The following is a 13,016-nucleotide window of genomic DNA, read 5'->3' on the forward strand; positions in this document are numbered from 1 at the left end:
ATCCGAGACCGTAAGGGAGCGGAAATCTAAATCAGCTAAATGTCTCCAACCCCTTCATTTTTCAAAAACAAAGGAATAGGATAACTAATGCGTTTACTCATGTTTCTAACAGGATGCATACTAATGACTAACTCAATGGCTGCAGAAGAGCAAACTTCATCAAACACTGAAAAGGGTGCGTACCAATTTTCATTTCATACTCTAGTAGGCCATAAGCCACTGCCATTATCCACCTATAAAGGGAAGGTACTTATGGTTGTGAATACTGCCTCTAAATGTGGGTTTACCCCCCAATACAAAGGACTAGAAGAGCTTTATGTCAAATACAAAGACAAGGGTTTAGTGATTTTGGGCGTACCCGCCAATGATTTTGGTAGCCAAGAACCTGGAACGGAAAGCGAAATCGCGCAATTTTGCCAGCTGAACTATGGGGTTTCTTTTCCTATGACCTCCAAAGAGGTTGTTTCTGGGAAAAATGCACATCCCTTTTTTCTTTGGGCAAGAGAGCAATTAGGCTTCGGTTCAGCACCTAAATGGAATTTTCATAAGTATTTAATCAATCGCAATGGAGATGTAGTTAATTATTTTTATTCAACAACAGCGCCTGATTCTAAGAGATTGGTAAAACAGATAGAGGATTTATTAGACGAATAGCTTTTATAGTATTAAGATTGACTTATAAAACTCTCCCGTAGGGAGCCCAAAAGCTTCCTTAGGGAGAGTATATTGGCATTTTAACTTAAACTATTAAAAGCTAAAAAGATTGCTCAATCCACGCTCAGCTTCATCTAGAGTTTCTTCACCAAAACTAATCAATCTATCTACTCCGTCATTTCTATAGAATCGATCTTCTTTCTGTGGTGCATACCCACTAAAGAGGGTAGCGATTGGACGAGTCACCAAACTGATTGCAGATTTTATGAAGCTAGCAATGCTGAGGGCAAATGATATAGCAGAAAGGGCTAATGCGAATCCTGCTTTGGATAAGTGATCTTCACCATCTTTTTGGCTAAACCCAACTTTGATAAATAACGCTTCACCGGCTTCGAAGAGTGCTTTTCCTGCAAAGGCAAGTGACGCAATTAGTCCAAGAGCTGGGAGTGCTGTTGCTCCTACAAACTCATCACAATAATCATGCCCATCTCTGAGTGGTTCAAAAATATTGATACGGCCTAGAGCTTCATCAGCAAGAATATCAAAGATTTTCCCTCTATTTTTGGGTTTTTTTAACTCATTGAATTTTTTTATAAACTTAATTTCAAGAGCATCGATATGATCCGAGTAATTTTGGAAAAAATTCTTATCAGAACTAGGTTTTTTAAAAAATGATGGCATGGTTAACTCCAATACATTGCGAAGTAAATGGGCTGACATTGTACTTGGTTAAGTATAAAGTGTCAATATGTATAAAATATATTCCAATTGAGTGGTTTTATTGGGTTCATTTGCCTCTACTCTTCTGTCAAAACAACCTGAGTATTGTATTTGGTGCGACTTAAGCAAAAGCTACTGCGGAATTGTTTGATGTTCGGTTCATTAGCAAACACGCGTCTTGCAAGCTCATTGTAATGATTCATGTCGGCAACATGAATTATCAGTAAATAATCAGTGTCTCCTGAGACAAAGTAACACTGCATGATCTCAGGCTCATCTGCCATTTTCCGTTCAAAATGGGCTAATAAATCTTCACGTTGCTTTTCAAGAGTAATATTTACAAACACAATCAAAGGACGACCTACTTTAAAGGGATCAACTAAGGCTACGTCTTTACTGATGTACCCCTCCTCACGAAGTCGCTTGACTCGCCTAAAGCAGGGAGGTGCTGAGATTCCAACCCTATTCGCTAGAGCGAGATTAGTGATTTGGTTGTCTTGTTGCAAAATATTAAGAATTTTTCGATCAGTCCTGTCTAAATGTGCCTCTGTTAATTCAGGATGATTTTGTTGCGTTTTTATTGATTTATTTTTCATAAATTACTTTTAAACGTTAAAAAATTGGAAAAAAGGTAACATAAATAATAAAAAATAGAAATTTAATAATAGAGATTTCATGTTAATTTATTGGTCATCTATAGTCCTTGGAGTACATCATGATTGAAATTAGATTGGCCAATTTGAAAGAGGTGGATACTTTAAACCAATTAATAATCCATTCAGCAAATGACTTGAGTCAAGGTTTTTACACCAAAGAAGAAATACAAGGTGCTGTACAGTTTGTCTTTGGAGTAGATACGCAGTTGATTGTTGATGGCACCTATTTTGTGGTTGAGGAGAATAGGATTATCGTTGCTTGTGGTGGATGGAGTAAGCGTGAGACATTATTTGGTGGCAATCAATTTAAAGAAAGAGAGGAGGATAGTGTATTGGACCCACACGTTGATGCGGCCAAAATTAGAGCGTTTTTTGTTCATCCGGAACATGCTAGAAAAGGACATGGATCTACTTTGTTAAAACATTGTGAACAGCATGCTTTGACTCAAGGATTTTCAAAATTTGAAATGATGGCGACTCTTCCGGGGGTGAAATTATATGAAAAATCAGGTTATAGTAAACAATTGGAACAACTCATTGAGTTACCCAATCAAATTTGCGTTCGATTCGTACATATGATGAAGTACTTGAATGAGAATTAAATAACCCTATTATCTACTTTGCTTGTTAGGATATAATGATTTCAAACACAGACTATCAAACAATTATTGTGATCAAAGAGCAAATTCATTTTTTTCATGAGTTGGAGAACTATTTTTTCTCTCTGGTTAGTTCAAATACCATAGATTATGGCACCATGAAGCTTTATGAAACGGGTGTATTAACCTCTGGTCTTAATGTTGTGTTTGTTAACCAAATCGAGGATGATTTCTCAATAAAACTTAATCAATGCAAGGATTATTTTGGCCAGAGGAAATTGCCATGGTCCTTGGTTATACCTGAACATGCCCAACGCTATTCCAAGCAAGATAAGGTACTAGAGCAGGAATATGAGCTCAGTGGAATTGGAGTAGGTATGGGTATGAAGTCAATTCCTTCTGAGTTAATCGTTCCTGAAACACCGCTTCATTTCAAAGAAATGAGTGATGATTTGCAGGCCTGGAGTGTGCCGTTAATTTACGGCTTTGAATCAACTCCAGAGGTAACAGCTGTTTATACCCAGAGACATCATGAGGCCATGGTAAAATGCGCTGGCATTTATCATTTTTCTGGATTTCTTGACGGTGAAGTGGTTGTTTCCATGACCTTAACCGTGCAAGGGGCCTATGCAAGAATAGACGATGTTGCTACCCTGCCTGCTTTCCAAAGAAGAGGTTTTGCTTCAGCGATGATTGTTTATGCCTTGCGTAAAGCCATCGAGCTCAATGTAAAAACCTGTTTCTTAGAAGCATCGGATGATGGGTTGAATATCTATAAGAGGATTGGGTTTCAGCCTTTGTTTATGAATTATTATTATGGGTTAAAGGCTTAAGCCAGTTCATTATCCGCTTCCTTACGGTCGCGGCTCGGATTAGCTCTGTACAAACCGAAAAATCAAAAAATGGGGACGGACCCCAGTGGGGTCCGTCCCCGCTCATTGTTGTCCCCGCTCATTGCAGAGGCAAAGCTTCTCCGTTACAACACGAATCCCAGTCGCGACCGTAAGGGAGCGGATAATCAAACTCGCTCAACCAATCCTAAGCTGTAGCTGACTTAGCCTTTTTCCAAATGACTAGTTGTTGACCATTTCGCAAAGGCATGCCTTTGGGGAGCTTATTCCATAAGAAGATATCGTCTCTACTTACTCCATATAGGGTTTCAATACGCTGATAATTATCATTCGGTTGAACAATGTGTATAACGCGATATTCTTTGGGCTTTATGATAGTGAGTTGTAAAAACTCAGCCTTTGAAAACTCGTGCAAGGGTAATACCGGTGCATTTTTAGCACCTGGAATTAATAAAACTTGGTTTGGGCGAATGTAGTTTTGCGACAATTGGTTGAGTTCTTTGATCAAATGAGTGGTTGTGTGGTAACGAGTAGCAATGCTTTTCAAACTATCACCGGCTAAAACGGTATGTTTAATCCAACTCACTCGTTTATCCACAGGAAGGTGAGAAAGATTGAAGTAAAATCGAGCTGCTTTGGCCGTGGGAATGAGCAAGTGAAATGGGGCATAGGGAGTAGTGGCCCAGCGATTAAAACCAGGATTTAATTGAATCAACTCTTTGTAGGTGATGCCAGCTAAGCGGGCTGCATGGCTTAGGTCAATTTGGCTACCCACATTGACCACCTCAAAATAAGGGCGAAAAGGTTGTCGAGGTAGAGTAATGTTGTACGCTTTAGGGTTACTCATGACTTCAGCTAAGGCTAAAAATCGGGGTACATACGCTTGTGTTTCTCTAGGGACTGTTAGATTCCAAAAATTAGCTCCTCTACCAGAACTGGCTTTTATTGCTCTGCCAATCGCCCCTTCTCCGGCGTCGTATGCCGCTATAGAGAGCACCCAATTTCCATTAAAGACTTGATTTAAATGAGTGAGGTGCGCCATCGCGGCTTCCGTGGAGTAGTTAATGCTTCTTCTTCCATCAAACCACCAATCTTGTTTCAGACCCAGAGTACTTCCAGTCAGTGGCATGATTTGCCATAGCCCAGCTGCTCCAACCTTGGAATAAGCAAAGGGGTCATAAGCACTTTCAATCATAGGGAGTAAAGCCAACTCACCTGGAAGTTTTCGTTTTTGGAGTTCCCGAACAATGTGATAGATGTATGGCTCAGACCTTTCACATACTTTGATAACAAACCCTGGATGCTCTTGTATCCAACGGATTTGCTCTTGAACTTCGGGGCGAAAGGTCTCATGGTTTATCTTAAATTCACTGCGCAACACATCCCAAACATCGGGAATTGGGTAAGCTCGGGCAAGAGGATTTAGGACCAGTAGAATTAGGTTGCCTAATAGCAACACTATTATTTTACGTGAGGCTTTAATCACATTATCCTGCCAATACTATAATCCTTGAGTCTACAAGATTTTTAAATCTTGTTAAACCTTCTTCCGAACTTAAAGCATCAGAGCCTAATCATTATTGCAATTGATATTGGCGCTCAGGTTCTTTCAGTAAATTCAACTCACTGAGATAGAGGTGGATAACCTGTTTCACAAGATATTCGCAAAAATGGTCTGTATTTTTCTTTTTTTGAGGACCTCTTTTCATGTCGCTCTGTTCAATGACCTCTTTGACCAAGGATGAGATTTTTTCAACCCAAGGGGGAGACAGATAAATAGTACTATCTCGCTCTCTTGCTACTGTAGGAACTTTAATGGTGTCTTGGGTTAACTCAACATTTGAGGACTCTCCAAGTATTTCTTTAACCCAGGTGGCTATTTTTAGTTCCTCTTTATTAAGCTGAGACATCACTTTATCATTTAAACGCATTGCCGGAGGCGAAAGAGACAATGCAATAATGATCATACGAGTTGCTTTTCTTGCAGTCTCTAAATGGACCTGATAGGCCTCTAAACGAGTCGTTTGTTGTAAGGTGTTAGTGAGTATATTGGCGATGAGGCTTTTTAACGAATAGTAACCTTCGATCAAAGGTCTCTCATCGGCAATCATACGACCGACTACTTCACTGGTTTGCTTACTCTCAACTTCAAGTTGAGTGACTGAAAAAACAGAATGGTTAATTTGTTTTAGGCAAGCTTGAAGTTGTTTTTGAAGTTCTGGCTCCTCGTTTAGTCTATTTTTGAAAATAGTTAGAGCTTGGTATTTTAAGAGTTGATTAATCGTTTCAGTGCCCCTACTGACTTTCATGACCATGTCAGGATGAAAAAAGTCTTCAAAGGTTAGTTTTTCTCTTTGATTTTCAGACTTCAGCGTTTTTAATAACGTTTTGTATTCTGAATTGACTTCACAGAAGGCTATGACTTTATTATTGAAACTCATGATTTGGGAACAGATTGTTTGATGTTCTTTGGGCACTCTTTGTTGTTTATAGAGTAATTTTTCAAAAATTTTAGTGCTTAGAAACAGTCTTAGCATGGAATCAATTGGATGATCTTTAGGAAATTCAACACCCACGTCTACTCTCCATGAGTTTTTAACAATGCATGTCAATTTTGCCGTTTTAATTTGGTATCTGAGCTGCAGCGCTTTTAGGTGATTTGCTTGCTGCCAAAACGCATTTCCTTTAAAAATAGATTCAAACTCTTCTGCAGGCAGGGATTCAAATTCAGTTTTTTGAGAGATAATGGGGCTAACTGACATAGCACTTTCAACCGCTTCTTGAAAATAATAATACAATCCTGCCCTGTGATAGGGTGAGAGCACCTCTGCAATGGATTGAAATACTTCGTTTAAGTGCTCGAGCATTTCGCCCAGTTGGTCAAGTACTACTTTTCGAGCAGGATAAAGTACTAAATTCTTTTTAAGCAGCAATTGTTTTTGAAATAAATTTGCAGTTAAAAACACAAAGGAAGAGGCTCTTTGTTCTTGCTCAACTTTTTCTAGAAAATCCCCTTGCATAGCAAGTGTAGTTCGCCAAAGGACATTGTCCGTTTCAAATAGAATGAGCTTATCAAGTGCAATCGAAGTGTAGTTGTATCGTTCTTTGTGTTGCTCTGCTTCGATTTCAGCGATGGCTCTAAGAATAGTGCTGGTTCTTTTCTTTTTGATTTTTTTTGGTTTTTTTACAGTATCGTCTTCGGTGTTATTGTCATGGGAACGTTGCACAACGGGAGAGCTTGTCGGGGACTTGATCCGAGATGTAGAAATGGACCTGTCTTTGCCAAAAACTCCCTTTACTCCATTTTTCATGCTTGACAGTGTACTTGTGGATCTCTTAATGGCTTTTCTTGAGCGTTCTGGGCTTGATTTTGGGCTTGAGTGTTGTTTTGATGGTTCTTGTGCTTGGGGCATCTCTTTATTTAAATAAGGTATGGGATGCAAGGGATTTTCATTAAGGATGTGACTTAATTTAGGAATGCTCACCACATTATTAGTTATCGTGATAAAGGGGTACTCTTTGGATTTAAGATAGTCCAGAATGTCTTCTTGTAAGTAATCTTTTTCAATCAATGCCAAAGAATCCAGTATTTCTAAATCGCAAGTTGCTACATCTGTGCTGGGATCATAGGTCCATACGATGGGGAAGTCTTTGAAACTAATGTTTGCTAAATAAATTTTCATTCTATATCTAGAGTTAATAGGATCTACGAAAAACCCCAAGGTCTAGGCAACAATCAATGTCAATGAAGGAGTTTAGATGGACTAAAAGACTGAATTGACAGTTATTGTTAACGAAGAGATTGGGCATTTTTCGTAAGTCTTGATTAAGTTAAAAGTCACGGATTGTATATTACTTTTCCACGCACTCCAAAATAAAAATCAACGACTGTTCATATTGTGACTGATGTGTTAATATTTAATTCATTTTTTATTCAGTATCGGAATCTGCCTATGCCAGCACAAACTAAAATCATCAACTCCGTTAACAAGTTATTAAGTCAAAAAGATTCTTCGTTAAAACTTAACGAAGGAGGCGTTTGTGGTGGTTTGGCAAGTGTTTACATCCGCTATTGTTTGGAAGGGAGAAAATCAGACTTTTTCATGCTTTCAAGACTCTTGGTCAATCCCCCCAAAGACTATCATTATGGAAGTGGTCATGAATTAGATTATTTTATTCGCGATATAGAAATAGAGTTTAATCGAAGAAAATACTCCAGAGGGATGTCTTATCAAGGGGACTTGGAAGATTCCGTTTTAATTAAAGGCAAGCCCATCAAAAAGGAGTTTACTCTTGGTCTTGTCACCACCAAGAACTCTTGGGCAAAAATTCTTGAAGGCATTCGTCACAATGGCAGGGCTTGCTATTTTCGCTCTCATAACCATGCCATTGCTGTTGAATTCAACAACAATCAGTTTGAAATCTTTGATCCGAACTACAATGAGGATGATCCTGAGTCAGAATCGCCAAAACAAGCAAACACAAAATCGTTTGCGACTGCAAAGGAAGTGATTGATGAACTTAACCGGCAGTTTCACTATCCCCAGGATGAATTAACTGGGCTTGGAATTCATGTTTATGCGGATCCAGAGGATAAGCAAGTGGTCACTTATCCTAACAAAAAACAGCTGTTGGCAAACGAGTTAGATACCCCTAAGAAACTAGAAAATAAACTCGGGGTCGTCAGTAAAGATTGGACCTACAATAGTTTATTTTTTGCTACTTGTATCAATGACGTAGATACGATCGAACATCTTTTTAAAAAAGAGGTAATCTCTACGAAAGACATGGCTCATCTGATGTTAATGCCAAGCAATGATCCTTTTGCAAAGAGCTATTTCAAGGATTGTAAAGCTCAGAATGATAAATTGAGCATGATGGCTTGGGCTCTTTGGGCAGGCAATGCAGCTTTATTTGCAAGCTTTTTGTTGGACTATGAAAAGACTTATCTGCAAAACTCCCCTAACGAAAAAGAGACCTTTAAAAAATACATTGGAAACAATGCTTATTTTCTAAGCTTGGCAGCTGGTTCTGGTTCCTCTGATTGTTTGCAACAAGTGATAAATCTGTATAAAAAATACGGTGTGGATTCATCACAATTTAAGACTACGCAAGTGGGTAAAATCCTAGGAAAACTAACCAAGCACGGTGATTCAAAATGCATGGAAGTGTTTGCAACTTACATCAAATTACCCAAAGAGCAACTTAGACAAGCGATTTTATCAGCCGCAACAATTGATAAACGAAGTGCTTTACAGTTTTGGCTAGGGCAATGGAAAATGCTTGGGCAAACAACCCCAGAACTTCTGAGTAAGCAACTTGTTGAAGTAGTAACTCCAATGAATTTCGAGCTGTTGCTTCAAGCGGGGTTCACCATTCATTCCTCTGTAACGGCTGATCTTTTAAATCGAAGAAACATTCAGCTCTTTAGAACCTGGGCTAAATCAACTCCGTGGAAGGAAATCATCGAACAAATCGATAGCAATACTTATGTACCAGAAAACATTGACTTGTTTCATAATGAACAAGGAATTTCTCTATTGCATGTTTTAAGTCGATTTAAACTCAATAAGCTCATCAAAGATAATTTTCCAGAAAACGCAGAAATTGATCAAATTGAGCTGGGTTTGAAAATAGCTTGCGAAACAGGAAATAGGGATTTGGTCATTTCCTTATCGAAAAAAGGGTTTCGTTTAGAAATGAGCTATCAGATTAATTTACTCAAGCAAGCCTTAGACAGCAAAAATACAGAGGTTGTTCGTGCTGTATTGGCAAGTAACATTGATTTTACTGAGTTTTTTAACAATAAAGATCTGATAAAGCAACTGATTGCCTCTGGCGAGTATGAGTTTGTAAAAAAAGCATGGGGCTCATTAAGTTGGGAGCAAAAATCTTCTGCTATGACGGATGCATTGAGTGAAAAAAATAACGATTTGCTGCAATTTATTTCTCGTGAGAAGGTCAGTGGTGAAGCTCTCGTTTATCAGTACCTAATGACACTAATAAAAGCAGATAAAGAATCCTATTATCCTTACTGTGTTCGACTAGCCGAAGCCCTTTCACCGCCAACGCTTTCAAGATTATTGGTTGAATTAACACAAGAGTATGAGCAAAAGCTCCTATTTCGAACAACTAGAGACAATCCCAGAGAGGATAGAGCATATAAAGAGGAAATCAGAACTGAGATTGGACATCTCATTCACTTTCTTCAATACACCATCCGCAACCACAATCTACATGATTTTGCTGCAAAATTGGCTTCTCAAGTGACTCTAACCGCAGACGAACAATTTGAGTTGTTTGTAGAAGCAAATCAAAAGGGGGATATGAAGGTTGTTGAGTTTTTAATTTCAATTTACCCATACATACTTCAAAACAAGGACATTTTATTTCGCCTAGAGGAAGCAGGACACTATAAAGTTTTAAATAAGATTTTAATGACTGGGAGGTCCTTATCTCCCGATGTGTATATCCAGTTGCTAAAAAGGGCAGTAGCAAAGAGAAATGAAGATCTGATCAGTACTCTCAGCGAATACGCAAATTCTGCCTATAAGATACAAGGCTCAGCTTTGTATCAAGCACTAGAAGAGGGGAATGTTGAAGGAATATTGTTATTGATAAAACATGGCGCTCGCCTCAACAGTTATCCTTTACCAAATTTATTATTTAGATTGGCCATAAAGCAGGGAAATACCCAGTTATTGGAAGTTATTATGGTTCATCCTGACTTTATTCCCTATTTTAATGAGCATATTGTCGATAATATTCATGAAGCATTTATCGATGGGAGTTCAGCTAGTGTTACTTATCTCTTTAAAACAGTAACTCATGAACTGTATTTTGAAGAGTTCATGAAGTATGCGTTTGAGCACGATGATTTAAATTTGTTTAGAGAATTGCAAAGTGAACCGAGCTATAAATCATTGAGTGCAATGCAACTATTCAAAACAGCTTGTCAGCATCAGTCACAAAGAATTGCGAATGAGATTTTGAAAACGCCAATTCGATTTGATGATCGACGAGACATGGACAAAATGTTGGATTCCTTATTTGGAATCTCTAATGAATCCAGTGTTGGCGCCAACGATATCTACGACATCGTGTATAAAAAAACGCTTCATAGACTCTATGAGTTTATGAGGGATCAAAGATATCGTCCTTTTGCTTCTTTGCATCAGTCCATCAAAGAGGTTCTGGACGATGAGAATCTTAAAAGGAAAGGATTATTGAGAAATAATCTCTTACGTAGAGCCTTGGATGATAAAGACCCTGAGAAAGTGAATCAATTTATGCTGCAATTGGTCGAAAAGCCAAAGCTGGATAAATCTAGTTTAAAAGTATTTTCTGACAATTTAGACAACGCCTTAATGATCAATGTTCTGTTTGAACACTATTCAATAAGCGATGTGTTGGAAGAGGCTCTCATTGATAAAAATTGGAAACTGATTATTGGCTTGTTAAAAGAGAGACGTGGCACTGAAATCCGAGAGGAAACACTTGAACACTTAAAATCCGCTCAGACTTCTCTTTTACAGGCGTTAATTGTGGATGCTCAGCAAAGATTTCGAGAAGATCCACGACATTATCTCAATCAGCTGGTGTCAGAAAATTGTCCTCTTGCCCTTGCACAGATTTTAAAAGAAAAAAAGAAAGACATCGAAGATGCGATCATGGACCTGCAAGATAAAATGGAAAGGGCCAAAATTGATCTTAAACAGCATTTCTATCGGTTTGATCTGCGTGATCAACTGATTAGAGAACACAAGGCGTTTGAAGAGATAGAGCCGAAAGTCGAAGGGTTTTTAAGTAAAATTGCTCATTTGCAGCCCGCAGAAGTGATTCAAAATGAGATTTTCAGGAATGAATTGGGTGAAATTCATGGTTTTTTAAGTAAGCGTCAGCTTCCTGTCTCTTATTTTGATGAGAGATGGAAATTAACTGCTTTATTTGATGAATTTCAAAAATATCAAATGGATCATCAGAAACTGGAGCAGGAGCGTCAGCGCAAAGAGACTGAAGAGCGTCAGCGCAAGGAACATGAAGAGCGTCAGCGCAAAGAGCATGAAGAGCGTCAGCGCAAAGAGCATGAAGAGCGTCAGCGCAAAGAGCATGAAGAGCGTCAGCGCAAGGAGCATGAAGAGCGTCAGCGCAAGGAGAATGAAGAGCATCAGCGCAAGGAGCATGAAGAGCGTCAGCGCAAAGAGCATGAAGAGCGTCTGCGTAAGGAGAGTGAAGCGCGTGAGCGTGAACTTAACGTAAAACAAGAACTTGCGAGTAAAACGACTTCTACGCTTGAGGAAAATACAGATGAAATTCAAGCTCAGAGACCTAAGGTACCTAAATCTGAAGTTGAAATGCAACCATTACAACAAAGTCTAAGCTCTTCCGAAGAGCAGGGACAATTAACAAAGGTGGTTGAATTAAAGCCCAATGGTTTTGAACGCTTACTTAAAGACTACATTGTTGAACGAAACACAAAGGATTGGACGTATCATATGCTGTCGCTATTTCAATACACTAAGAAAGACAAAATTGATGCAGCAACTCTATTCATCGATGCTTTAAAATCCTCGAATGTTATGATCAGCACAGAAGTAAGAAAAACTTTAAAAAATGGAAGTCTTGGAAGCCGCATCGAAACTTATATTAAAGATCATGGGCAGGACTTAAAACAAGAATTAAATTCCTCAGAAGATTTTGAATCAATAGACCAAGTCATCGATTTCCTAAACCAAAGGGATCCAATTAAGGCATTGATTACAGCATTAAATAAATACAAAGAGCAACGCTCAAACGATGCTAGAAACATGTATCATTTTGCACTATTTCCACAATTTACTAAGCAAGAAAAATTAACTGCTGTTAACAACTTGATTAGAACACTAGAGACACAATCAGATCTGCTCACTGAATATGATATGTCCGCATTGGCGCAAGGACGCTTAGGTGAAGCAATTGAAGGATTTATAAAACAATACAATCAGGAATTGGCGGATAAACTAGGTGTCGATGAAATTAATGATCTAGTGCAGTTGGTTCTAGCGCGAGTGAAGCCAGCACAATTCCTTGGAGAGCTATACTAATTATCCGCTCCCTAACGGTCGCGGCTCGGTTTTGTACCGTACCAACTGAGCCGCGACCGTAAGGGAGTGGAGGATTTGAGGTGTACACCTATACCCAATGCTTATCAAAAGCTCCGCTCTCTAACGGTCATGGTTCGGTTTTGCACCGTACCAACTGAGCCGCGACCGTAAGGGAGTGGAGGATTTGAGGTGTACACCTATACTCAATGCTTATCAAAAGCTCCGCACCTTAACGGTCATGGTTCGGTTTTGCACCGTACCAACTGAGCTGCGACCGTCAGGGCTGAGGGATCGACTCATTTTTTAAATGGGGTATTTATACCCAAAGTCGGGTTCTTCGCCTAATGGTGCTGCCTCAAGCGGTTTCATTAGGTTCTTCTATACGCCCCGCATCGCTCCGCTTGCTGACGCGCGCGGCTCGGTTTCTTCTTTGCTGTCTGAATCAAATCCTAG

8 protein-coding genes are annotated in these 13,016 nt (G+C 39.0%); 4 read left to right on the forward strand and 4 right to left on the reverse strand.

Features of this window, described 5'->3' with window-relative positions:
- Positions 1 to 123: 123 nt before the first annotated feature.
- Positions 124 to 654: a glutathione peroxidase gene (locus Lwal_RS09730; RefSeq protein ID WP_058480611.1), complete on the forward strand. Its 531-nt coding sequence runs from the start codon at positions 124 to 126 to the stop codon at positions 652 to 654.
- 93 nt (positions 655 to 747) lie between these two features.
- Here Lwal_RS09730 and Lwal_RS09735 read toward each other — a convergent pair whose 3' ends face one another.
- A complete protein-coding gene (locus Lwal_RS09735) occupies positions 748 to 1,335 on the reverse strand; it encodes a hypothetical protein (protein ID WP_058480612.1) in 588 nt (195 codons plus the stop codon).
- A gap of 116 nt (positions 1,336 to 1,451) precedes the next feature.
- On the reverse strand, positions 1,452 to 1,970 hold the full coding sequence (locus Lwal_RS09740) for an Lrp/AsnC family transcriptional regulator (protein ID WP_058480613.1): 519 nt from the start codon (positions 1,968 to 1,970) through the stop codon (positions 1,452 to 1,454).
- Positions 1,971 to 2,089: 119 nt separating this feature from the next.
- Here Lwal_RS09740 and Lwal_RS09745 point away from each other — a divergent pair, with 119 nt between their 5' ends.
- Together Lwal_RS09745 and Lwal_RS09750 are read left to right on the forward strand one after the other, a co-directional pair.
- A complete protein-coding gene (locus Lwal_RS09745; protein ID WP_058480614.1) occupies positions 2,090 to 2,632 on the forward strand; it encodes a GNAT family N-acetyltransferase in 543 nt (180 codons plus the stop codon).
- A gap of 35 nt (positions 2,633 to 2,667) precedes the next feature.
- Positions 2,668 to 3,462, forward strand: a complete 795-nt coding sequence (locus Lwal_RS09750; protein ID WP_058480615.1) for a GNAT family N-acetyltransferase — start codon at positions 2,668 to 2,670, stop codon at positions 3,460 to 3,462.
- A gap of 205 nt (positions 3,463 to 3,667) precedes the next feature.
- On the opposite strand, the gene Lwal_RS09755 is transcribed toward Lwal_RS09750, so the two are convergent.
- Entirely contained in the window at positions 3,668 to 4,966 is a 1,299-nt protein-coding gene (locus Lwal_RS09755; RefSeq protein ID WP_058480616.1) for a transglycosylase SLT domain-containing protein, read from the reverse strand.
- A gap of 91 nt (positions 4,967 to 5,057) precedes the next feature.
- The gene (locus Lwal_RS09760; protein ID WP_058480617.1) at positions 5,058 to 7,163 is read right to left on the reverse strand and encodes a hypothetical protein; all 2,106 of its coding nucleotides are present in this window, start codon (positions 7,161 to 7,163) and stop codon (positions 5,058 to 5,060) included.
- A 270-nt stretch (positions 7,164 to 7,433) separates the two neighbouring features.
- On the opposite strand from Lwal_RS09760, the gene Lwal_RS09765 reads away from it, so the two are divergent.
- The gene (locus tag Lwal_RS09765) at positions 7,434 to 12,563 is read left to right on the forward strand and encodes a hypothetical protein (protein ID WP_058480618.1); all 5,130 of its coding nucleotides are present in this window, start codon (positions 7,434 to 7,436) and stop codon (positions 12,561 to 12,563) included.
- Positions 12,564 to 13,016 lie beyond the last annotated feature (453 nt).

Source organism: Legionella waltersii, assembly GCF_001468085.1.
Classification (GTDB): domain Bacteria; phylum Pseudomonadota; class Gammaproteobacteria; order Legionellales; family Legionellaceae; genus Legionella; species Legionella waltersii.